The sequence below is a fragment of the Phaeobacter sp. CC-HEC084 genome, from assembly GCF_059429255.1.
Genome location: NZ_JCAIJQ010000002.1, coordinates 374,799 through 396,436 on the forward strand (window position 1 = coordinate 374,799; position 21,638 = coordinate 396,436).

At 63.2% G+C, this 21,638-nt stretch carries 19 protein-coding genes; 10 read left to right on the top strand and 9 right to left on the bottom strand.

Annotated features, from left to right (window positions below):
* Positions 1-200: 200 nt before the first annotated feature.
* Together AC5SSZ_RS02190 and AC5SSZ_RS02195 are read left to right on the top strand one after the other, a co-directional pair.
* On the top strand, positions 201-1,361 hold the full coding sequence (locus AC5SSZ_RS02190) for a metallophosphoesterase family protein (RefSeq protein ID WP_495436621.1): 1,161 nt from the start codon (positions 201-203) through the stop codon (positions 1,359-1,361).
* Positions 1,358-3,982, top strand: coding sequence for an AAA family ATPase (locus AC5SSZ_RS02195; protein ID WP_495436623.1), 2,625 nt, complete (start codon positions 1,358-1,360; stop codon positions 3,980-3,982). Before AC5SSZ_RS02190 ends, AC5SSZ_RS02195 begins: the two co-directional genes overlap by 4 nt.
* Before the next feature lie 33 nt (positions 3,983-4,015).
* Here the strand turns inward: AC5SSZ_RS02195 and AC5SSZ_RS02200 are convergent, their stop codons facing one another.
* Positions 4,016-4,525, bottom strand: coding sequence for an SH3 domain-containing protein (locus tag AC5SSZ_RS02200; protein ID WP_425537296.1), 510 nt, complete (start codon positions 4,523-4,525; stop codon positions 4,016-4,018).
* A 245-nt stretch (positions 4,526-4,770) separates the two neighbouring features.
* Here AC5SSZ_RS02200 and AC5SSZ_RS02205 point away from each other — a divergent pair, with 245 nt between their 5' ends.
* From AC5SSZ_RS02205 to AC5SSZ_RS02235, 7 genes are all read left to right on the top strand, one after another.
* On the top strand, positions 4,771-5,757 hold the full coding sequence (locus AC5SSZ_RS02205) for a 2-hydroxyacid dehydrogenase (RefSeq protein ID WP_065273552.1): 987 nt from the start codon (positions 4,771-4,773) through the stop codon (positions 5,755-5,757).
* 80 nt (positions 5,758-5,837) lie between these two features.
* The gene (gene ggt / locus AC5SSZ_RS02210; RefSeq protein WP_495436626.1) at positions 5,838-7,628 is read left to right on the top strand and encodes a gamma-glutamyltransferase; all 1,791 of its coding nucleotides are present in this window, start codon (positions 5,838-5,840) and stop codon (positions 7,626-7,628) included.
* A 130-nt stretch (positions 7,629-7,758) separates the two neighbouring features.
* Complete coding sequence (locus AC5SSZ_RS02215; protein ID WP_065271106.1) at positions 7,759-9,162, top strand: FAD-binding oxidoreductase; 1,404 nt, start codon at positions 7,759-7,761, stop codon at positions 9,160-9,162.
* Positions 9,163-9,390: 228 nt separating this feature from the next.
* Complete coding sequence (locus AC5SSZ_RS02220; protein ID WP_495436628.1) at positions 9,391-11,898, top strand: GcvT family protein; 2,508 nt, start codon at positions 9,391-9,393, stop codon at positions 11,896-11,898.
* 171 nt (positions 11,899-12,069) lie between these two features.
* Complete coding sequence (locus AC5SSZ_RS02225; RefSeq protein WP_495436630.1) at positions 12,070-13,308, top strand: PQQ-dependent sugar dehydrogenase; 1,239 nt, start codon at positions 12,070-12,072, stop codon at positions 13,306-13,308.
* A 95-nt stretch (positions 13,309-13,403) separates the two neighbouring features.
* Positions 13,404-13,751, top strand: a complete 348-nt coding sequence (locus tag AC5SSZ_RS02230; RefSeq protein ID WP_274830849.1) for a CidA/LrgA family protein — start codon at positions 13,404-13,406, stop codon at positions 13,749-13,751.
* On the top strand, positions 13,744-14,475 hold the full coding sequence (locus AC5SSZ_RS02235; protein WP_495436633.1) for an LrgB family protein: 732 nt from the start codon (positions 13,744-13,746) through the stop codon (positions 14,473-14,475). Before AC5SSZ_RS02230 ends, AC5SSZ_RS02235 begins: the two co-directional genes overlap by 8 nt.
* Positions 14,476-14,481: 6 nt before the next feature.
* Here AC5SSZ_RS02235 and AC5SSZ_RS02240 read toward each other — a convergent pair whose 3' ends face one another.
* The 5 genes from AC5SSZ_RS02240 to AC5SSZ_RS02260 all read right to left on the bottom strand — a co-directional run bounded on the left by AC5SSZ_RS02240 (position 14,482) and on the right by AC5SSZ_RS02260 (position 18,255).
* Complete coding sequence (locus AC5SSZ_RS02240) at positions 14,482-15,072, bottom strand: HD domain-containing protein (RefSeq protein WP_065271101.1); 591 nt, start codon at positions 15,070-15,072, stop codon at positions 14,482-14,484.
* 85 nt (positions 15,073-15,157) lie between these two features.
* Positions 15,158-15,496, bottom strand: coding sequence for a carboxymuconolactone decarboxylase family protein (locus tag AC5SSZ_RS02245; protein ID WP_065271100.1), 339 nt, complete (start codon positions 15,494-15,496; stop codon positions 15,158-15,160).
* A 73-nt stretch (positions 15,497-15,569) separates the two neighbouring features.
* Positions 15,570-16,226: a DUF938 domain-containing protein gene (locus AC5SSZ_RS02250; RefSeq protein ID WP_495436637.1), complete on the bottom strand. Its 657-nt coding sequence runs from the start codon at positions 16,224-16,226 to the stop codon at positions 15,570-15,572.
* A complete protein-coding gene (locus tag AC5SSZ_RS02255) occupies positions 16,226-17,302 on the bottom strand; it encodes an NAD(P)/FAD-dependent oxidoreductase (protein ID WP_495436639.1) in 1,077 nt (358 codons plus the stop codon). The genes AC5SSZ_RS02250 and AC5SSZ_RS02255 overlap by 1 nt, the downstream gene beginning before the upstream one ends.
* Positions 17,299-18,255, bottom strand: coding sequence for an aldo/keto reductase (locus AC5SSZ_RS02260; RefSeq protein WP_495436641.1), 957 nt, complete (start codon positions 18,253-18,255; stop codon positions 17,299-17,301). Before AC5SSZ_RS02260 ends, AC5SSZ_RS02255 begins: the two co-directional genes overlap by 4 nt.
* A gap of 129 nt (positions 18,256-18,384) precedes the next feature.
* Here AC5SSZ_RS02260 and AC5SSZ_RS02265 point away from each other — a divergent pair, with 129 nt between their 5' ends.
* Positions 18,385-18,999, top strand: a complete 615-nt coding sequence (locus tag AC5SSZ_RS02265; RefSeq protein WP_274837478.1) for a CDP-alcohol phosphatidyltransferase family protein — start codon at positions 18,385-18,387, stop codon at positions 18,997-18,999.
* A 44-nt stretch (positions 19,000-19,043) separates the two neighbouring features.
* On the opposite strand, the gene AC5SSZ_RS02270 is transcribed toward AC5SSZ_RS02265, so the two are convergent.
* From AC5SSZ_RS02270 to AC5SSZ_RS02280, 3 genes are all read right to left on the bottom strand, one after another.
* The gene (locus tag AC5SSZ_RS02270; RefSeq protein WP_495436643.1) at positions 19,044-19,361 is read right to left on the bottom strand and encodes a hypothetical protein; all 318 of its coding nucleotides are present in this window, start codon (positions 19,359-19,361) and stop codon (positions 19,044-19,046) included.
* A gap of 211 nt (positions 19,362-19,572) precedes the next feature.
* Positions 19,573-20,646: a BMP family ABC transporter substrate-binding protein gene (locus tag AC5SSZ_RS02275; RefSeq protein ID WP_065271094.1), complete on the bottom strand. Its 1,074-nt coding sequence runs from the start codon at positions 20,644-20,646 to the stop codon at positions 19,573-19,575.
* Between the two features lie 71 nt (positions 20,647-20,717).
* Positions 20,718-21,638, bottom strand: a complete 921-nt coding sequence (locus AC5SSZ_RS02280; protein WP_495436646.1) for an ABC transporter permease — start codon at positions 21,636-21,638, stop codon at positions 20,718-20,720.

Consider the following 21,638-nt stretch of genomic DNA (forward strand, 5'->3'; position numbering starts at 1 on the left):
TGTTCCGAAACGCCCGAATGCGAGGCATTTTTCCGGTTTGCGGACCCCGGTCCGCACCAATCTTGGTGCGGAGATTGTCGTTGGCCTGCCTTAGAATCGCGGACCCGGCCCGCAGGCTGCAGAGCTGCAAAGCCGCGTTGACCCTGTCGGTCGGCTCTGCCACCTATGACAGTGAACACTGCCCCGGTCCGGAGACCTCAATGCCGTCCATTCGTTTCCTGCACACCTCTGATTTGCACTTAGGCAAACGGTTCGGGCGGTTCGCAGAGGAAACGCGGATGGCATTGCTGCAGGCGCGGCAGGAGATCCTGTCCCGGCTGGCAAAGCTGGCGCAGGCACATGACGCCAGGCATGTGCTGATTGCCGGAGACATGTTCGACACCGAAACACCATCGGACCGGGTGCAGCGGCAGGCCCTTGCGGCCATGGGCGCGGCGCCGGACCTGCAATGGTGGATCATCCCGGGCAACCATGACAGCGGCGCGGCAGAACCACTCTGGACGTCGCTGCATAGCCATCTGCCGGAGAATGTGCATCTCTTGATGACCGCCGAGCCGGTGCAGATGGCGCCCGGGGTCATGCTGCTGCCCGCGCCCTGTAGCCATCGGTTTCCAGGGCAGGACCTGACCGCCTGGATGGACGAATGCGAAACCGGGGATAACGCGCTGCGGATTGGTCTGGCCCATGGTGGTGTGCTGGAATTTGGCAGCAGTGCGGCGGGCGGCGGCGATTGCGCCGAGACGATCTCACCGCAACGGGCCCAGGCGGCGCGGCTGGATTATCTCGCACTTGGCGACTGGCATGGCCGGTTCGAGGTCAACCCGCACACGCAATATAGCGGCAGCCCCGAGCCGGATCGGTTCAAACACGCCGGGCGTGGCCAGTGCCTGCTGGTCGAGCTTGCAGGTGCTGGGCAAGCGCCGCTGGTGCAGCCCATTGAAACCGGTCAGTACCATTGGCAGGAGGTGGCGCTGGACCTGACGCCTGAAACAGATCCAGAGGCGGCGATCACGGGCCTGTTGCCGCCGGAGCGGGCCGACTGGCGGTATCATCTCATGTTGATGCGGGCGTCGGGCTGGGTGACGCCGCCGCAGCGGCTGGCGCTGGAACAGGCGGTGGGGCGCTATGCGCCGGAGTTCTGCCACCTGGAGCTGGATCTGTCCGCAGTGGGCACCGAACATCAGGCCGGGGATCTGGATCTTATCGCCCGGGGCGGCGCGCTGCGGGTTGCCGCGCAAGAGCTGATGCAGGCCGCCGAGGATCCGGCCCTTGCCGAACAGGACCGCAGGGTGGCCAGCGCAGCGCTCAACCGGCTTTTTGCTTATACGCAGGATGATGGCGACGGGGGAGAGCGCGCATGAAACTCTGCTCTATCCGGCTGGAGAACCTGCGCCGTTTTACCGATCCGGTGGAAATCACCGGTATCGGGCCGGGGCTGAACGTCTTGGCAGCCCCGAACGAACAAGGCAAATCCACTATCTTTGATGCGCTTCACGCGCTGTTTTTCAAGGACGCTAAGGCCTGGGACAAGGAGATCCGCGGGCTGGTGCCGCATGCGGGTGGCGATCCCCGGGTCGAAGTCGAAGTGGACCATGAAGGCGCTCGCTATCGCATCGCCAAACAGTTCTTCAAGACCTCTGGAAAAGGCGAGGTGCGGATCTGGCGCGAGGGGACGCTGCTGCATCAGGCCGACGCGGCAGAGGCCTGGCTGAAGGCGCTGATCAAACCGCCCAAGGAGGATGGCCCGTCGGGACTGTTGTGGGTGCGGCAGGGGTTGACCTCGTTCGAGGATGCCAAGGAAACGCTATCCGCGCGGCGGGATCTTTTGTCCTCGGTCGCGGGTGAGGTCGAGATGGTGACCGGCGGCCAGCGCATGGATGCGATCCGGCGGCAGGTGCGCGAGGCGCTGGATCAATTGGTGACCACGCGCGGCGCCCGCAAAGGCGGTGCGCTGGATCTGGCCGAACGCGCGGTCGCCGACTTGGTGCAGCGCCGGGATCAGCTGAGCGCGCAGGTGCAGGAGCTGCGACAGCTTCTGGATCAGCGGCGGGCTCTTCAGGTCGAGCAGGCGGCGCTGAATGACCCGGAGGAACGCGCAGAACTACAGGCGCGGCTTGAGGCGGCAGAGGCTGCGATGGAGGCCGCCAACCGGCATCAGGAGCAGCTGGCGCAGGCCTCCCACGCGGTGCAGCTGGCGGAAACCGTGCTGGAAAACCATCAGCGCAAGATCGCGGAGCTGACCGCGCGGCTGGAGGAGGCGAGCGACGCAAAGGCAGCCGTGGCCGAGACATCAGAGGTCGCAGCGCGGGCGCACGTCACGTTCGATGCGCAAGAAGAGAAAAAGCGGCATCTGACCGAGGCGGCCACCCAGGCCCGCGCGGGCGCGAAAAAGGCGCGGGCCGCTCTGGACGCGGTGCAGCTGGCGATTTCAGTGGCGCAGGCAGAGGGGCTGCGCCGCGATCTGAGCGACCGGCTGAAACAGGCGCGGGCGCAAGCCGAACAGATCGACAGTCTGGCCAAGGCCGCCGCATGCGGACCTGATGAAGCGGTGTTGCGCCGGATCGAGGCTGCGCGCGAGGCGCATAATCTGGCCCGGCGGGCGCAGGAGACAACCGCGACTGCGGTGACCGTGCACTACCAGGCGGGTCAGGAGGGCGGCATCCACTTGGAAGGCGCCGGAGTTCCGGACGGGAAGCGGTTGCCGCTTCCGGGCGGCGGGCGGCTGGTTGTACCGGGCGTGGCAGAGATCGACATTCACCCCGGTCAGGCTGGTGGCGCCGAGGCGCTGGAGCAGGCACAGGCCGCGCTGACGCAGCTCTTGGAGCAGGCCGGTTGCACCAGCGTCGAGGAGGCCCGCACGCAGCACAAGGCACGGCAGGAGGCGCAACAGCAGCGGCAGGAGGCGCAGACCCTGTTGAAGGTACTCGCCCCGGATGGGATCAAGGCGCTGATCGACCAGCTGGAGGCGCTTCCACAAGCACCGGGGGCAGGCGCGCAGGACGAAAGCACGACTCCCTTGCCGGACCGGGCAGAGGCCGAAGCTGCCTTCCGCGCCGCCGAGCAGGAGGCCGAGGCGGCGGAAAACGCGCTGGAGGCCATTCGCAGCGCGGCAGCAGACTCCCGTCTGGCGATGGAGAGCGCCTCGGCACGCGCAGATGCAGCGGTGCAGCGGCTGGACCGCGCTCTTGCTGTCATCGAGGGGCAGGAACAGGCGGCAGAGGCGCTGCAGCGCCTGTCGGAAGACCTGCCCGCCCTGCAGCAGAACCTGTCACAGACCAAGGCCACCGAAACCGCCCTGCGCCAGGCCGCACCGGACCCGGCGCAGACCCGTGCCATTCTGCAGCGGGCACAATCGGCGCAGGAGGCCGCACGCCAGCGGGCGCAGGAGGTGGCGCGGGATCTGGCGGTGCTGGAAACTCGGATCGCCACCCATGCCAGCGCCGCAGTCGAGGAGGAGCTTGCTGACACCGAGGGGCAATTGGATCGGGCACAGAAGCGTCTTGCGGCGGTTGAATTCGAAGTGGCGGTGCTGCGCCGTCTTGATGTGGCACTGGAACGGGCAAGATCCGAGGCGCAGGAGCACTATGTCGGACCGGTGATGGCGGAATTGCGCCCCCTGTTGCGGATGCTCTGGCCCGAAGCGGAACTGTCGGTGGACGCCGGTAAGGTGTTGCCCGAAGAATTGCAGCGCGGCGGTGAGACGGCAGCCTTTGACAGCCTGTCCGGGGGCACCCAGGAGCAGATCGCCCTGCTGGTGCGGCTGGCTTTTGCCCGGTTGCTGGCCCGTTCAGGCCATCCTGCGCCGGTCATTCTGGACGATGCGATCGTCTATACCGATGATGCGCGGATCGAGAAGATCTTTGATGCGCTGACCATGCAGGCGGATGAATTGCAGATCTTGGTGTTTTCCTGCCGTCAGAAAGCCTTTCGCGGGCTCGGGGGAACGCAACTGACGATCCGGCCCGTGGAACCGGGCAGCTAATAGCAACCAGGACCCGCCCAAGGTTCGCCGGGGTTATTCGCGAATTTCCTCGGGGTAAACGCCCCAGATCGTGGTCTTTGGCGTCCAGCCGCTGTAGCCGCCAGCAGAGATTTCGCACCAGTCGATGGTGCATTCTCCCAGACGTGCAACCACGCCCAGTTCAAAGGCGGCGGTCACAGGCGCTGCCTTGTCCGGTCTAGAGTGCACGGTCAGCAAATCCTGCTGCACCAGCGCCATGCGCACGCCTGAAATCAGCGTATAGTGCACCCATCCGCCGGCGTTGTCATGGTCCCGCACGCGGCGCCAGTGCCCGTATTCGGCGGTCACCTCCAGAGGCATGCCGCGCCGTTTGAACACCCAGTCGATCCGGTGGGTCAGCGAGGGGCCGCGCCGGATGTTGGCCTCGGAAGCTTTCATCGAAACGAAGCGGGGCAGGGGTAGATTCGTGACCGGGCCACGCGCGTCCTTGGCCATTGCCCCATGCGCAGCTGCCACAGTCGCGCAAATGGCCACCGCAAGAAGGCGCAATTTCAAAGCCGTCATGTTCACCGCCTGCTCGTTCTGTGCCGGTTCCGGCGCCGGTCCTGGGGCTGGCCTGCCGTGTCAGCCCGGTTTCTTGTCCGGTCGCGTCCGCGTGTCCATAGGTCATAGGATCAGATGATCTGGAGGGAAAGACCCGAATGTCGCGTCACTTGGACCGAGGAGGCGGAAGGGTTCTTGTGCCTGCCTGCATCCTGCGCCACGATGCCATGGAGGTGCAGGAACTGAAAAGCCATGGGAGAGCGCAAGTGGTAAGAGAACGTCTGACTGTTGTCGTTACGCGACGGTTGCCGGAACCGGTCGAAACACGGCTGAGCGAGCTGTTCAACGTGCGGCTGCGCAGCGATGACACACCGATGACGCGCAGCGAAATGGCCGAGGCGATGCAAGAGGCCGATGTGCTGGTTCCGACGGTGACCGACACCATCGACGCGGCGCTTCTGGCGCAGGCAGGGCCGCGGCTGAAACTGATTGCGAATTATGGCGCCGGTGTCGATCACATTGACGTGGCCACGGCGCGGCAGCGCGGGATTCTAGTCTCCAATACGCCTGGCGTGCTAACCGATGATACGGCGGATATGACCATGGCGCTGATCATGGCGGTGGTACGCCGGATTCCCGAAGGTCTCGCCCTGATGCAAAAGGGCGAATGGGACGGCTGGGCGCCGACCGCGATGCTGGGTGGGCGGCTGGCGGGCCGTCGCCTGGGGATTCTGGGCATGGGCCGGATCGGTCAGGCCGTTGCCCGCCGGGCCAAGGCATTCGGCATGCAGATCCATTATCACAACCGCCGCCGCCTGCGCCCGGAGATCGAGGAAGAGCTGGAAGCCACCTATTGGGAGAGCCTCGATCAGATGGTCGCGCGGATGGATGTGATCTCGGTCAATTGCCCGTCCACGCCCTCGACCTTTCACTTGATGAACGCCCGGCGGCTGAAGCTGATGAAACCGGATGCGGTGATCGTCAACACATCGCGCGGCGAGGTAATCGACGAACACGCGCTGACCCGGATGCTGCGCGCCGGGGAAATCGCCGGGGCGGGGCTGGATGTCTATGAACATGGCACCGACATCAACCCGCGCCTGCGCGAGCTGCCCAATGTAGTGTTGCTGCCGCATATGGGGTCGGCCACCATCGAAGGGAGGATCGAGATGGGCGAGAAGGTGCTGCTGAATATCAAGACATTCGAGGATGGCCATCGCCCGCCAGATCAGGTGGTTCCGGCGATGCTGTAACACAGGATTGATCTTTGCGACGCGGGCTATTGGCCCGCGTTTGCATTTTGAGGCAAGGCATTGTTTTGGAGGAGGCGATTATGAAGAAGATCTTTTTGATGTGCCTGTGCATGTCCGCAGGCACGGTGAGCGCGCAGCAGGCTGCAGATGCGGTGGCGCCGGAACCGGCTGCAAAAGGCGGGGCCGAGGCGCTGTCGCCCCAGGTGGCTTCTGCGCTCAAGTTCAAAGACGCCGGTCTGCCGGTCGAGGCGGACAACTGGATGGTGGCTGCAGCCAATCCTCACGCGGTGGAGGCCGGGGCGGCCGTGCTGCGCGCCGGGGGCACGGCGGCGGATGCCATGGTTGCGGTACAGGTGGTTCTGGGACTGGTCGAACCGCAATCCTCAGGGCTGGGCGGTGGTGCCTTTCTGGTCTGGTACGATGCGGAAACCGGCGAGATGACGACGCTGGATGGGCGTGAGACCGCGCCGCTGGCGGCCACACCGCGGCTGTTTCAGGATGACAGCGGCGCGCCGCTGAAATTCTTCGACGCTGTTGTCGGGGGTCGCTCTGTGGGCACTCCCGGCACGCCCGCGCTGCTGGAAGCAGCCCATCGCCGCTGGGGCAAGGCCAACTGGCCGTCGCTTTTCGAAGCAGGGATTTCGCTGGCCGAGGATGGGTTCGCGGTGTCGCCGCGTTTAGCCGGTCTGATCGAACGGGACGCCGAGCGCCTGTCGCGGTTTTCCGCAACCGCCGAGTATTTCCTGCCGGGGGGCAAGCCGCTGAAGGCGGGAGACAGGCTGGTCAACCCGGCCTATGCCGAGGTGCTGCGGACTCTCGCAACAGAAGGCGCGGATGGGTTTTACACCGGGCCGGTTGCAGCGGATATCGTGCGCACGGTGACCGGAGCCGTTGGAAATCCCGGCGTTCTCTCCGCTTTCGATCTGGCGCTTTATCAGGTCAAGGAACGCCCGGCGGTCTGCGCCGAATACCGCGCGTTTGAGGTCTGCGGCATGGGACCGCCGTCCTCCGGGGCGCTGACCGTGGGGCAGATCCTTGGCATGCTGGGGCAATACGATCTGGCGGCGCTGGGCGCCGAAAGCCCCGAGGCCTGGCGGTTGATCGGCGATGCCTCGCGGCTCGCCTTTGCTGATCGGGGCCGCTACATGGCGGATAGTGATTTCGTGCCGATGCCCACGCGGGGGCTGGTCGATTCCGCCTATCTGGCGGAGCGGGCGAAACTGCTGGCAGGCGACGATGCCTTGCCCGAGGTGGCGCCGGGGGCGCCTGAATTCGACCACGCGGGGCTGACGCCGCAATGGGCCGATGATGCGTCGATCGAGTTCCCTTCGACCTCGCATATCTCGATCGTGGACCGCTATGGCAACGTGCTGTCTATGACCACCACCATCGAAAACGGCTTTGGCTCGCGGCTGATGACTAACGGCTTCTTGCTCAACAATGAGCTCACCGATTTCTCCTTCCGCACGCACCGGGATGGGGTGCCGATTGCCAACCGGTTGGAGCCGGGCAAACGGCCGCGCTCCTCAATGGCGCCAACCATCGTGACCAAGGACGGCGCGCCGGTGCTGGCCATCGGATCGCCCGGCGGCAGCCGGATCATCGGCTATGTCGCTTCCTCGATCATTGCCTGGGCTGATTGGGGCATGGATGTTCAAAAATCCGTGTCCCTGCCGCATGCCGTGAACCGGTTCGGCACCTATGATCTGGAAGAGGGCTCGGCAGCGGTTGGATTGGAAGCACCGCTCACGGACATGGGGTATAAGGTCAATGTCCGGGGGCTGAATTCAGGTCTGCACGCGATTGAGATCGGTGAACGGTTGAAAGGCGCTGCCGATCCCCGCCGCGAAGGCATTGCCCTGGGGGAGTAAATAATGCGGACCGGGGCGCGAATGGTCCATCACCGCGCCCCTTCAGCCCCACTTGCGTCTGCAGGTGTTGAGACTATATTGCCGCTCGTGTTGACGTGACAACACGAGCCTGGAGGAGAAAGGACGACCCATGGTGCAAGCCACTTCACTGCCGCGGAACGAGCCGGGGATCAAAGCCGCCATAGGCGTTCTGAAACAGACATTCGGTGACCGGCTTCAGACCGGGCAGGCCATCCGTGAACAGCATGGCCACACCACCACCTGGATCGAAACCCAGGCGCCGGATGCGGTTGTCTTTCCGACCTCGACCGAAGAGGTCGCCGCCATCGTAAAGACCTGCGCCGAATATGGCGTGCCGGTCATTCCCTTTGGCACCGGAACCTCGCTGGAGGGCCATGTGAACGCTCCTGCAGGTGGCATTTCCGTGGATATGGCGCGTATGGACAAGATTTTGGCCGTGCATGCCGAGGATCTGGATGTGGTTGTGCAGCCGGGGGTGACGCGCGAGCAGCTCAATACCTTCCTGCGCGATCAGGGTCTGTTCTTTCCCATCGACCCCGGCGCCAATGCTTCGCTTGGAGGGATGGCTGCGACGCGGGCCTCGGGCACCAACGCGGTGCGCTATGGCACCATGAAAGACAACGTGCTCGCGCTTGAGGTCGTCATGGCTGACGGCGAGGTGATCCGTACCGCCCAGCGGGCCAAGAAATCCTCGGCCGGATACGATATGACCCGGCTGATGGTTGGCTCCGAAGGTACCCTTGGCCTGATCACCGAAATCACCCTGCGCCTGCAGGGCATCCCAGAGGCGATCCGCTCTGCGCGCTGCGCCTTCCGCTCGGTGGATGATGCCTGTCGCGCGGTGATGATGACCATCCAATACGGCATTCCCGTCGCCCGGATCGAAATGCTGGACGCGATGAGCGTCAAGGCCGCAAATACCTATTCCAAGCTGGACCTGCCCGAAGTGCCGCTGCTGCTGCTGGAATTCCACGGCTCCGAAGCGGGCGTAGTGGAGCAGGCCGAGATGTTCAGCTCCATCGCCGAAGAGTTCGGCGGTTTCGATTTCGAGGCGACCTCCACCGCGGAAGAGCGCAACAAGCTCTGGCAGGCGCGCCACGATATGTACTGGGCCTGCCTCGGCCTGCGCCCCGGTGCCAAGGGGATTTCGACCGATGTCTGCGTGCCGATCTCGCGGCTGGCCGAATGCGTCTCTACCGCCCGCGAAAAGGCAGAGGAAATGGGACTGATGGCGCCCATGGTCGGCCATGTAGGCGACGGCAACTTCCACGCGTTGCTGCTGATCGACATGGACAGCGCTGAGGAACGGGCCAAGGCGGATGAATACGTCGGCTGGCTCAACGATCTGGCGATTTCCATGGATGGCACCTGCACAGGTGAACATGGCATCGGGCAGGGTAAACGCCCCTATCTGACCAAGGAACTTGGCGCCGCGACCCGCTATATGGCGGCGGTCAAGGCAGCACTGGATCCGGATAATATCCTGAACCCGGGTAAGATCATTTCCGATTGATCAAAGGGATTAAAATCACGACCCTTGAAGGGCGGTGCGGGCGTGAACCTGCGCCGCCCTTTTGCGTTCGGCGCGGGGCAGGGATTCTGTCGCGTAGCGAAGATTCCGCACGGCAGGGCGCGAAAGGTCGGTTTTGTCGACTTTTGCGTCGGATGGATTTCGCGGTGATTTCAGGAATTCCGGCATACCATTGCCAAACCCTAGTCATTTCTTCCGGAGAAGCGGGATATGAAAACCCAAGTCAAAGCACTGGTTGTCGGCGGTGGCGCCGTCGGGACCTCGATCGCCTATCATCTGGCCAAGGCGGGCTGGGACGATGTGATGCTGATCGAACGGGACGAGCTGACCTCGGGCTCTACCTGGCACGCGGCCGGCCTGTTGCCGCTGTTCAACATGTCCTATGCGACCACCCACATCCACAAGTACTCGGTCGATTTTTACAAGACGCTGGAAGAAGAAACCGGGCTCAACGCCGGGTTTGCTGTGGTGGGCAACCTGCGTATGGCGCAGACGCAAGAGCGTATGGACGAATACATGCTCTATGCCTCGACCGCCGAGACCTGCGACGTCGATTACGAATGGCTGACCCCGGAGCAGATTAAGGAACGCTGGCCGCTGATCGAGACCGGCGATCTGAAGGGCGCGATCTACCACACTGAGGACGGTTACATTAACCCCGCCGATGTGACCCAGGCGATGGCCAAGGGCGCCCGTCAGCGCGGTGTCGAGATCGTGCGCAAACTGCAGGCCGATGCCTTCCACTGGAATGGCACCCACTGGGAAGTCACCTGCACCAAGATGGTCGAAAAGGGCGGCAACCTCGTCGAGAGCGACGAGCAGGTGGTGATCACCGCCGAGCACGTGGTGACCGCCTCCGGCAACCACGCGCAGCGCACCGCCAAGATGCTGGGCATCAAGATGCCCGCGATCCCGGTCGAGCACACCTTCATCGTCATGGACAAGGACCCCGAGCTGGTCAAATGGCGTGAAGCGGGCAACCCGGAGCACCCCGTCGTGCGTGATGCCGACAATGAATCCTACGCGCGTGAAGAGCGTGGCGGCTGGATCCTCGGCATCTATGAGCATGGCGCGCCCGCACGGTTCGAACACGGCGTGCCGGACAGCTTCCGCGCTGATCTGTTCCCGTTGGATCTGGACCGGATCGCCGATCAATACATGGCGATGGCAGAGCGCGTGCCCTCCTGTGCCGAATCTGGCCTCAAGGACGATTTCAACGGCCCGATCTGCTATACGCCCGACGGCAACCCGCTGGTCGGCCCGGCGCCCGGTCTGCGCAACATGTGGCTGGCCGAAGGCTTCTCCTTTGGCATCACTGCTGCGGGCGGCACCGGCTATTACCTGGCGCAGATGATGGTCGATGGCGAGGCCGAGATCGACATGGCGTCGCTCGACCCCAAGCGGTACTCCTCCAACTGGATGACGACCGAGTTCGCCGCGCGCAAGAACGAGGAAGCCTACGAGCACGTCTATATCCTGCACCACCCGGACGAAGAACGCCCGGCTTGCCGCCCCCTGCGGACCTCACCGGCCTATGATCGTCAGGCGGCCCGTGGCGCGCAATTCGGTTGGGTCAACGGCTGGGAACGCCCGAACTATTTCGGCCCGCTGGACGCGCCGGAGAACTTTGATCACGATGCACGTTCGTTCCGCCGTGGTGGCTGGTGGCAATACGCGGTCGAAGAGGCCAAGGCGATCCGTGAAGGCGTCGGCCTGATCGACGCGACCGCTTTCACCAAACACGTGGTCAAGGGCCCCGGTGCCACTCAGTTCCTCGACTGGTTCACCTGCAACAAGCTGCCCAAGGTGGGCCGTATCAACCTGACCTATGCGCTGACCTCGGCCGGGACCACCCGCACCGAATACACCATCGTGCGCAACGGCGAGAACAACTACTACCTCGTCTCTGCGGGTGCCTGGACCGAATATGATGCGGATTACCTGCGCAAGGCGGCCGAGGACAAGATGGAGGAGTTCGGCTATATCGAGATCCAGGACGTGACCACTCAGTGGGGCGTCTTCGCCATCGCCGGGCCGAAGTCCCGCGATGTTCTGAAAGAGGTGATCAAGGACGCTGATCCGGAGACCGCGCTCAGCAACAAGCGTTTCCCCTGGCTGTCGGCCAAGCAGATCGAACTGGGCATGTGCCCGGTGAACGCGATCCGCGTGGCTTACACGGGTGAGCTGGGCTGGGAGCTGCATCACCCGATCGAGATGCAGAACTACCTGTTCGACCTCTTGGAGAAGGCAGGCGAGAAACACGGTATGAAGCTGGTCGGCGCCCGTGCCCAGAACTGGCTGCGTCAGGAGAAGAGCTACCGCGCCTTTGGGCACGAGCTGGGCCGCGACGCGACCCCGCTTGAGGCAGACCTGCCGCGCTTTGTCGATCTGGAGAAGGATTTCTACGGCAAGGACGAAATGGTCGCCAAGGGCATCCGCTCCAAATGCTGCACCATTCTGATCGACGGTCCGTCCGACACCGATCCCTGGGGCCGCGAGGCGCTTTATGCCGAGGATGGCACCCGCGTCGGGCGTCTGACCACCGGCGGCTATTCGGTGGCCTTCGAGAAGAGCATCGGCATGGGCTACGTGAAACCGGAATACGCGGTGGAAGGGACCAAGCTGAAGGTCAAGATGCTGGACCAGCTGTGGGATGCGGTCGTGACCTGCGATAGCCCCTATGATCCGAAGAACGAAAAGATCCGTGTGAACGGATAAAACAGCAAAGCCCCGGCCACCGTGCCGGGGCTTTTTTGTCGGAATGACGAACCGGTCGCACTTTGCTGCCGGTTGTCCTGCTTCTTTTTCCGACTACCCTTTGCGAGGTGCCGTGCATGGCTGTGGCGTCTGCGGGCTGGTGATCGAATTTGCGATTTAAGGGAGAAGAGGATGAAGCAGGTCTTTGGCAGTGCAGCTTTGTGTCTGACGCTTGCAGCGTCTGCATCGGCGCAGTCCGCTCCCGGAGAACCGGGCACGATTAGGATCACCGGATCCGCCGAACACACCTATATCGACCAAGACACGGCATCTGCCGATGCGTTGCGGCGCGTGTTGGAGGGCATCCGTTTGCCGACGGGGTTCAGGATCGAACTCTATGCGATGGTTCCCGGTGCCCGCCACATGGCACTTTCCCCTGATGGCACAATTCTGTTTGTCGGCACACGGCGGGACAAGGTCTGGGCAGTTCTGGACCGTGACCGCGACGGCGCTGTTGATGAGGTCAAGGATTTCGCGCCCTCCCTGAGCCTCGATATCCCCAATGGCGTGGAGGTTTCTCCGGACGGTGATCTGTTCATCGCCGAACGGAACCGGGTTTTGCGCATTGCAGGCGCCGAGGCTTTTGAACAAACCGCTGATATGGTCGCGGTGCCAATCGTGCCGCGGGGCAGCCTGATCCCCGTGGGGGAGGAAAGCTCTTATCACACGGCGCGGGTCATCAAGCTGGGGCCGGACAACAAGCTGTATATCTCGCTTGGGCAGCCCTTCAACGTGGCGCCACCGGAAAAGCTGGCGCTTTACAATGAAACCGGGATTGGCGGGATCATCCGCATGAACCGTGATGGCAGTGGGCGCGAAGTCTTTACCTATGGCGCGCGCAATTCCGTTGGGCATGACTTTCACCCGGAAACCGGAGAGCTGTGGTGGACCGACAATCAGGTCGACGGCATGGGCGACGACATTCCACCCGGCGAAATTAACCGCCAGATCGAGAAGGGTCAGCATTTCGGCTTTCCCTGGTACGGTGGCGGATCAACCCGGACGCGCGAGTATGCGGGGCAAGAGGTTCCGGTCGAGGTTGTCATGCCTGCGGTCGAAACCATCGCCCATGCGGCTGATCTGGGCATGAGTTTCTACACCGGGGACATGTTCCCCGAAAAATACCGCAACGCGATCTTTTCGGCCCAACATGGGTCCTGGAACCGCTCCGAGCGGGTCGGCGCACGGGTGATGGTGACCTTCATCGACGCGCAGGGGAACGCGGCCATCGAACCCTTTGCCGAAGGCTGGCTGAACCAGGATGGTGAATATGATGGTCGCCCGGTGGATGTTATCCAGCACCCGGATGGCTCCATTCTGGTGTCGGATGATTTTGCCGGTGCCGTCTACCGGATTTCCTACTCCCCGTAGGCCTGCTGCCTTGTCCGACCCGATGAGAGGGCACGCCGCTTGTTTGGATGCCAGAGGGATGCCACAGTCACCTCATCAGGTGCAGGAGGGATAAGATGCTGGGTTTCCTTACGCTTATACTGGTGTGTCAGCTGGCTGGGGAGTTCATCACCGGCGCCTTGGCGCTGCCCATACCGGGGCCGGTGCTGGGCATGGTGTTTCTGTTCATCATTCTGATGCTGCTGGGCCGGGTGCCCGCGCAGCTGGATCAGACGGCAAACGGCCTGTTGCGGTCGATGTCGCTGCTGTTCGTGCCGGCCGGGACCGGGGTGATCCTGCATTTCCAGCTGCTGGGACAGGCGCTGTTGCCGCTGGGGCTGGCGCTGGTGGTCTCGACTTTGGCGACCATCGCGGTCACCGGGCTTTTGATGCAGTGGCTGGGGGCAGGGTCGGCCGATGGATAACCTGCAGGACACCTGGGTCTATCTCAGCGCATCGCCGCTGTTCCATCTCACCCTGACGCTGGTTGCCTTTCAGCTGGCCAGTTTCCTGTTTGAGAAAACCGGCAGGAACCCATTGCTGAACCCGGTGCTGGGGGCGGTGCTGATCGTTGTGGCTGTGCTGATGCTGACCGGGACGGATTATGGCAGTTATTTCGAGGGCGCCCAGTTCGTGCACTTCCTGCTGGGGCCTGCCACGGTGGCCCTTGCGGTGCCGCTCTATCGGCAATGGTACCGGGTGCGCCGTTCGGCTCTGGCTATCGTGGTGAGCCTGGTTGCCGGATCGCTGACCGCCATCCTGTCCGCCTTGGCAGGGGCCTGGCTTGCAGGCAGTTCCGAGGCAGTTCTTGCATCGGTGGCGCCGAAATCGGTGACTGCGCCCGTGGCAATGGGCATTGCCGAGAAACTGGGCGGCCTGCCGTCGCTGACCGCGGTTCTGGTGATCGTGACCGGTATCCTTGGCGCCATGCTGGGGCCGAAGGTTCTGGACGTGACCGGCGTGGTCGACTGGCGCGCGCGGGGGCTGGCGATTGGCACCGCCAGCCACGGGATCGGTACCGCTCGGGCGCTGCAGGTGAACGAGACCGCTGGCGCCTTTTCCGGCCTTGCCATGGGCCTCAACGCGCTCGCAACCGCGCTGCTGCTGCCGATCATCTGGAGTGGCATCCTGTGGATCATGGGCGGCTGAGCCGGATCAGCTGTCGCTGGTCTCGTTCAGCTCCATGTGGCCTTCGCCGCGCGCGAGCACCCGGCGCAGGATCGGTTCGAAGAATTCCAACGGTTTCGTCGGGTAATCCGGGTCAAAGGCGCATTGATCGTAGTCGTGACAGAACTTGCGGCAGTCCTCCCAATAGGGGCTGTCGCGGTATTTGTCGCGTGCGTGGCGGTCGCCGCCAAGGTGGTGATTGTAGTAATACCCCTGAAAGACACAGTGGTGTTTCAGGATCCACCAGGTGCGTTCGCTGACATAGGGTTTCATCATCGCGGCGGCCAGTTCGCCGTGGTTATAGGGCGACAGGATATCGCCCACATCATGCACCAGCGCCGCAACGACGATTTCGTCATCAGCGCCATCGGCATGGGCGCGGGTGGCGGCCTGAAGACAATGCTGGAAGCGGTTTACCGGGTAGGGCGTCCAGTCCTCGTCAAGCGAGCGGATCGCGTCCAGAATACGGTCGGGCAGGGCGGCGTTATAGGCTTCCTCATACTCCATGACCGCATCCCAGTCTGCCTTCCCAGCCTCTTCAAAGCTGGTCCAGGTGGGGGTGTGACGTTGATCTTTCATGGCAGGCTCCCGGTTGATCTTTTCCGGAAGCCTAGCCGCTGTTTTTCGAATGGAACAGGCCATTCTGTGTGTGGTGATCCACGCCTCAGGCGGCGGTCAGCTCGTCAAAGCAGGTCATCGCCTTGGCTGCGTACATCATCGCGGGTCCGCCGCCCATCTGGATCGACATCGCCAGTACGTCGGCCACTTCTTCGCGGGTGGCGCCAGCCTTGATCAGGGTTTCCACGTGCAGCCCGATACAGTCCTCACACCGCAGGGCGACCGCGATGCCAAGCGCCACGAATTCCTTCTGCTTGAACTCCAGCGTGCCACCCTGCTTCACCGCCTTGCCAAGGGCGCCAAAGGCCTGCGCGGTCTCGGGGATCGCCCGGTTCAGATTGCGCAGCCCGTTGCGGGTTCCGTCCAGTTTCTCGTGCCAGCCCATGATCTGTCCTTCATCATCATATTCATTTTCCTGAAGGAGTAGGTTGGCTGCAGTACTGCGGCTTTGATCTGGGTCAGAAATCCGGTTTTTGCGCCACCAGGGCCAGATTGTTTGCTGGCATTTCGATCACCTCGGCCAGATCAAGGCCCGCCTCCTGCAGCCAGTCGATGGTGTCGAAATCGTCCTTGTAGCCGATGAGCGGATCATGCCCCGTCAGAGAGGCGTGGAACCTCTGATCGCCTTCGCTTGTCAGCTCACCAGCGCGCATGAAGGGTCCATAGATCGCGATCCTTCCGGCCGGGGCCAGCGCGCGTGCGGCTTCGCGGATCAGGGTCTTGGCGTCTTCCTCGGTGATAAGGTGCAGAAGATTCGACAGGATGATGAAATCGACTGGCCCGACCGTTGCGGCCCAGCCCGGCGCCGTCGCATCCAGTTCTGCGGCGGGGCGCAGGTTATCAAGGCCCGCCTCTGCGACATAGGCATCGATGCTGGCGCGCCGGGCGGCGTCCACCTCGGTCGGTTGCCATGTCAACCCGGGCAGGCGCCGGGCATAGGCCACCACATGTTGCCCGGTGCCGCTGGCGATCTCCAGCGCGCTGCCGGTTTCAGGGGCGATGTCGGCTAAGAGATCGCACAGGGGATCGATATTGCGCTCAGCGGAAGGGGCGAAGAGCTTGCCGTCCTGCGCAGCGGCGACAGAGGCGGTGCCGGGAACAGAGCGAACGGGCATCAGCGCAGCCTTTCTGGTGACAGGGCGGCGATGATATCGCGGTCCAGTTCGGGCGTCTTGCCGCCGATCAGGTCGCGCAGCAGGCGCGAGGCGGCTGGTGCGGTTTGAAAGCCATAGCCGCCCTGCGCCGCGCACCAGATGAAATCGGGGCGGTCAGGGTCCGCGCCCAGCACCAGCGCGCCATCGCTCACGAAACTGCGCAGACCGGCCCAGTTGCTTTCGACCCGTGTGACGGGTTCGGTCACCTTTTCCTCATAACGCGCCAGCCCCTCGGCTAGCACCATATCATCGGCAAAGGCATCGTGCGGCTCAACCGGGTCGGCATCCGCAGGGGAGACCAGCAGCTTGCCTGCATCGGGTTTGGCGTACCAGCATTCCCCGACGCCCATCATCATCGGCCATTTGGTGACATCGTGACCGCCCGGCGCGGGCAGCCGCGCCATGGAGCGGCGTTTTGGTGTGATCCCGATGGGCGCAACACCGGCAAGGGCGGCGATACGATCCACCCAGGCCCCTGCGGCATTGACCAGTTGCTTGCCCTCGTATGTCTGACCGCCTGCCGTCACCTGCCAGCCCGATCCGCTATGCTGGATCGCGGTGACCTCGGCCCGTGTGATCACCTGTCCGCCTGCACCGCGCACCACGCGGGCAAAATCCTGGATCATCCGGTCGGTATCCAGATCCTGCGCGTCCTCGTGTAGGGCGGCCATGGTGACGGAGGCCGGATTCAGGATCGGCACCCGGGCATAGGCATCGTCGATATGGATCTTGTGCAGGTCCAGTTCTGCGACATCGGCTGCAAAACCGTCTTCTTCGCCGGGGCCTGCCACCAGCATGAAACCGCGCGGTGTCAGGTAACCGCCGTTGGCATTGTGGTGGTAGTCGGAACTGGCCTTGTTGAGCGCGACAACGGCTGGGTTTCCATAGCTTTCCTCGAACATGGCGGCCGAGCGCCCGGAGGCGTGGTAGCCAAGCGCCTCTTCCGCCTCCAGTACCGTGACGCTGCCGAGCTCCGACAGCCGCGCTGCGGCGCTGATCCCTGCGATGCCGCCGCCGATGACGATAAAATCACTCATGCCGAAATACCTTCGTCCTGTTCTTCAAGCCGGTCTGTCGCCGGCGCCGGGCGCGGGCTGAGCGCTGAAATCCGCGCATAAAGATCGGCACTCATGTCAAAATCCATCGCCGCAAGCGACGGCGCAAGTTGTTCTGCGGTGCGTCCCGAGATGATCGGCATCGGACCGCTGGAATGGGCCGCCACCCAGGCCACGGCAAGGGTCGCCGGATCGGTGCCAAGCTCCTGCGCCAGCGCGGCCAGATCTGCGGCGGCGCGGTGCATCCAGTCCTGCCCATAGCGGCTGTTGTAGCGGGGATCTTCCTGCAGGCGCCCTTCGCCACTGCCCTCGGCGTATTTGCCGGTCAGCAGTCCGCCGCCCAGCGGAGAGTAGGGCGCGATGGCGATGTCCTGATCTGCGCACATGGGCAGGATCTCGACCTCGGCCTGGCGTTTGACCAGGGAATACATCGGCTGCAGGATATCAATCGACAGATCGAATTTGGCGCCGATCATCTGCGCCTTGACCACCTGCCAAGCGGCGAAATTCGACAGGCCCACGTAACGGATCAGCCCCTGTTGTTTCAGGGATGCAAAACATTCCAGCGTTTCGTTCAGGTCGGTCTCGGGATCGAACCGGTGCAGGTAAAGGACATCCACCATATCCAGATCCAACCGCGCCCGGCAGGTGTCGAACTGCGCCCGCATGTTGGCTTCCCCTGCGCCGCCGGTATAGCCCACCTTGGTCGCGATCAGCAGCTTGTCGCGCTCCCCCTTGATCAGGCGGCCGAGGATCTTCTCGCTTTCGCCCTCGTTATAGACCCAGGCGGTGTCGAAATGGGTAATCCCGGCTGCGCGGCAGGCGTCATACATTTCGGCCGATTGCGTTTCGTCGGCGCGGCCTCCGAACTGCATGGTGCCGAAGGCAAAGCGGCTGACGGGGGCGTGGTCGGGGGTGGTCAGGATGCGTGTCATGGCGGCAACCTGCCACGTCGCGGGAACAGGGAAAAGAGCGAAGATGACGCAACAACAGGCTTCTGCCAAAAACGCCGCCGCGCGCAATTGTGACTGGAGCGCGCAGCGTTTGCAGGGCACAACAGAGCCATGTTTGATGCCCGTATCCGCCCGTTGATCGACCCTGCGTTGAACGCGCAGGGCAGGGTCATTGCGCGCTGGGGGATCAGTGCCAATCAGGTGACGCTATTAGGGCTGGCGCTTGGGCTTCTGTCTGCTGCGCTGATTGCTCTCGGGATGTTTGGCTGGGCGCTGCTGCCGTTGTTGCTATCACGCCTTGCCGATGGGCTGGATGGGGCGGTGGCGCGGGCCAGCGCGCCGACGGGCTTTGGCGGCTATCTCGATATCACCTGCGATTTCCTGTTCTATGGCGCGGTGCCCTTGGCATTCGTGCTGGCGAACCCTGGGGCCAATGGCGCGGCAGGTGCCTTTCTGCTCATGTCTTTCTACGTGAACGGTGCTAGCTTCCTTGGCTATTCCGTCCTGGCCGAGCGGCACCAGATGTCCAGCACCGCGCGCGGCGTCAAAACGCTCTACTTTACCGGGGGGCTGCTGGAAGGGGCGGAGACAATCGGGTTCTTCGTGGCGCTGTGCCTGTTTCCGGGGGCCTTTGCCCTGATGGCCTGGGTCTTCGGCGCTTTGTGCTTCGTGACGGCTGCGTCGCGTGTGCTGTTGGCCTATCGGGTGTTCTCGCAGAAGCGCTAGGCCCCCAGTGATTACTGTCGAGGCTGCGCTGTCTATGCGCCAGCTTATCGGCGTCTGATCCGATCCCGTCGCGCGACAATGTGAGTGACCGCACAGACCGGAAGCCAGATCTGAGCAAGCAGACCCGCGCCCAGTACGTTCCAGAACAGCGCCTCGGCGCCGCCCGAAAAACCGAACCTGGTTCCGGAGAGCAGGAACGCCACGCAAAAGGCGATCAGGCAGGACAGGAAAAATGCGCGCCATGGCTGGTTCGGCAGACGCCGGATCGTGAGAATAGACGCTGCGCAAGCAACCACGACAAGGGCGATGGAGTAGGGGAGCCAGTCGCCCGCCAAGAGATAGCCGTAATCGAAAAACTCCATCCTTTTCTAGGCCTCCCGGTCTAGCGCCCGCCGATGCTGGTGCGATGAGAATATTAGGAGAGTTGGTCGTGGTCTGCAAAAGGTTGCTTTGCTGCAGAAGTTGGGGTCGCCCAAGATTTGCGGAGTGGCTGTGCAGAGGAGAACTGCAGCCACCAAAAGAAAAGGCCCGCCAATCTGGCGGGCCTTTCCGTAACTCGTCTGGGCAAGCCGCTTACTGCGGGATGTCGCCTTCGATGCCTTCAACAAAGAAGTTCATGCCGGCCAGGGTGCCGTCATCGGCGGTTTCACCCTCTGCCAGCCACGCCGAACCGTCCTGCTTGTTCAGCGGGCCGGTGAACGGGTGATAGGAACCGTCCGCGATCGAGGCTTTCAGCGCCAGCGCGGCTTCTTTTACGTCGGCGGGAACCGCGTCGGAGATTTCACCGATGCCCACCATGCCCGGGCCGATGCCGTCCCAGGTGTCAACCGAGGTCCAGGTGCCGTCCATCACGGCCTTGGTACGGGCGATGTAATAGGGCGCCCAGTTGTCGATGATCGAGGAGACGCGCGGTTTCGGCGCATACTCGGCCATGTCGGAAGCCTGACCAAAGGTGATCACGTTGCCTGCGGCCTGTGCAGCGGCCTGCGGCGCGGTGGAGTCGGTGTGCTGCAGGATCACGTCGGCGCCCTGTTCGATCAGAACCTTGGCGGCGTCGGCTTCTTTGGCCGGGTCGAACCAGGTGAAGGCCCAGACGATCTTGAAGGTGACGTCGGGGTTCACTTTCTTGGCGTGGATATAGGCAGAGTTGATGCCGCGGATCACTTCGGGGATCGGGTAGGACCCGATGTAGCCGACGATGTTGCTCTCGGTCATGTTGCCCGCGATGGTGCCCTGAACGGCGCGGCCTTCATAGAAACGTGCGGAATAGGTCGAGACGTTGTCGGCGCGCTTGTAGCCAGTGGCGTGCTCGAACTTCACGTTCGGGAATTTCTTGGCGACGTTGATCGTGGGATCCATGTAGCCGAACGAAGTGGTGAAGATCAGATCCGCGCCTTGAAGGGCCATCTGGGTGATCACGCGCTCGGCGTCGGGGCCTTCGGCGACGTTTTCAACATAGACGGTTTCGACCTTGTCGCCGAATTCCTCTTCTACGGCCAGGCGGCCCTGATTGTGCTCATAGGTCCAGCCACCGTCGCCGACGGGACCGACATAGACAAAGCCTACCTTGGTCTTGTCTTCGGCCATCGCACCGGTCGCAAGGCCAAGCGCCATGGCGGCGCTGGTCAGAAGTGTCGTCAGTTTCATCAAAGGGATCCCCCGTTTTGTTTATAATGTGCCCGGATGCCCGGGCAGGGTGTTTGGCCTGCCGTCAGATCCTAACGGGAGGCATGGAAATTGCGGCCAAGGGCAGCGGGTGCGCTGCTCTTATCCGCTGATAGAATGACAAGCACCACAATGGTGATCAGATAGGGCGACATTGCCAGATACTCGACCGGGATGGCAACGCCTGCTGCCTGAAGATTAAGCTGCACCACGGTAACACCGCCGAAAAGATAGGCGCCCAGCAGCACCCGCCAGGGTTTCCAGCTGGCAAAGACCACCAGCGCAAGGGCGATCCAGCCGATGCCGACGGTCATGCCTTCGGTCCACTGGGGGACCCGGATCAGGCTGATATAGGCACCGCCCATGCCTGCGCAGGCGCCGCCGAACAGGATCGCCAGCACCCGGATGCGCAGCACCTTGTAGCCAAGCGCATGGGCCGCATCGTGGTTTTCCCCCACCGCGCGCAGGATCAGACCCACACGGGTGTATTTCAGTACCACCCAGACCACCGCTGTCAGGACAATGCCGAAATAGAGGATGATGTCATGGCCAAACAGGATCGGTCCAACGACGGGCAGATCGCTCAGTACCGGGATATGGATGTCCTGCATCTGCGGCGGTTTGATGCCGACATAGCTTTGTCCCATCAGCGCCGAGATTCCGAGCCCGAAGAGCGTCAGCGACAGGCCCGATGCGACCTGGTTGGCCTTGGCAAACTGGGTGAGGATGGCGAAGAGGGTGGACAGCGTCGCCCCCGCCACTGCGGCGATGACAAAGCCGAAGAGCGGCGAGCCGCTTTCGACGGCGGTGGCAAAGCCGGCGATGGCGCCGGTGATCATCATGCCTTCGACGCCAAGGTTCAGAACGCCTGCCTTTTCCACCACCAGTTCACCCACGGCGGCCAGCAGCAAGGGCGTGGCCGCCACCATGAGGGAGGCGATCAGCAGGACCGGGTTGATTGCGGATAGATCCAT

Excerpts from the sequence above, each read along its gene's own strand:
- AC5SSZ_RS02220 (WP_495436628.1), top strand. The coding sequence starts at position 9,391 with ATGAAAACCCAAGTCAAAGCACTGGTTGTCGGCGGTGGCGCCGTCGGG.
- AC5SSZ_RS02280 (WP_495436646.1), bottom strand. The coding sequence starts at position 21,638 with ATGGATCTATCCGCAATCAACCCGGTCCTGCTGATCGCCTCCCTCATG.
- AC5SSZ_RS02275 (WP_065271094.1), bottom strand. The coding sequence starts at position 20,646 with ATGAAACTGACGACACTTCTGACCAGCGCCGCCATGGCGCTTGGCCTT.
- AC5SSZ_RS02195 (WP_495436623.1), top strand. The coding sequence starts at position 1,358 with ATGAAACTCTGCTCTATCCGGCTGGAGAACCTGCGCCGTTTTACCGAT.
- AC5SSZ_RS02240 (WP_065271101.1), bottom strand. The coding sequence starts at position 15,072 with ATGAAAGATCAACGTCACACCCCCACCTGGACCAGCTTTGAAGAGGCT.
- AC5SSZ_RS02215 (WP_065271106.1), top strand. The coding sequence starts at position 7,759 with ATGGTGCAAGCCACTTCACTGCCGCGGAACGAGCCGGGGATCAAAGCC.
- AC5SSZ_RS02250 (WP_495436637.1), bottom strand. The coding sequence starts at position 16,226 with ATGCCCGTTCGCTCTGTTCCCGGCACCGCCTCTGTCGCCGCTGCGCAG.
- AC5SSZ_RS02260 (WP_495436641.1), bottom strand. The coding sequence starts at position 18,255 with ATGACACGCATCCTGACCACCCCCGACCACGCCCCCGTCAGCCGCTTT.
- AC5SSZ_RS02245 (WP_065271100.1), bottom strand. The coding sequence starts at position 15,496 with ATGGGCTGGCACGAGAAACTGGACGGAACCCGCAACGGGCTGCGCAAT.
- AC5SSZ_RS02255 (WP_495436639.1), bottom strand. The coding sequence starts at position 17,302 with ATGAGTGATTTTATCGTCATCGGCGGCGGCATCGCAGGGATCAGCGCC.
- AC5SSZ_RS02190 (WP_495436621.1), top strand. The coding sequence starts at position 201 with ATGCCGTCCATTCGTTTCCTGCACACCTCTGATTTGCACTTAGGCAAA.
- AC5SSZ_RS02270 (WP_495436643.1), bottom strand. The coding sequence starts at position 19,361 with ATGGAGTTTTTCGATTACGGCTATCTCTTGGCGGGCGACTGGCTCCCC.
- AC5SSZ_RS02235 (WP_495436633.1), top strand. The coding sequence starts at position 13,744 with ATGGATAACCTGCAGGACACCTGGGTCTATCTCAGCGCATCGCCGCTG.
- AC5SSZ_RS02200 (WP_425537296.1), bottom strand. The coding sequence starts at position 4,525 with ATGACGGCTTTGAAATTGCGCCTTCTTGCGGTGGCCATTTGCGCGACT.
- AC5SSZ_RS02230 (WP_274830849.1), top strand. The coding sequence starts at position 13,404 with ATGCTGGGTTTCCTTACGCTTATACTGGTGTGTCAGCTGGCTGGGGAG.
- AC5SSZ_RS02265 (WP_274837478.1), top strand. The coding sequence starts at position 18,385 with ATGTTTGATGCCCGTATCCGCCCGTTGATCGACCCTGCGTTGAACGCG.
- AC5SSZ_RS02225 (WP_495436630.1), top strand. The coding sequence starts at position 12,070 with ATGAAGCAGGTCTTTGGCAGTGCAGCTTTGTGTCTGACGCTTGCAGCG.
- ggt (WP_495436626.1), top strand. The coding sequence starts at position 5,838 with ATGAAGAAGATCTTTTTGATGTGCCTGTGCATGTCCGCAGGCACGGTG.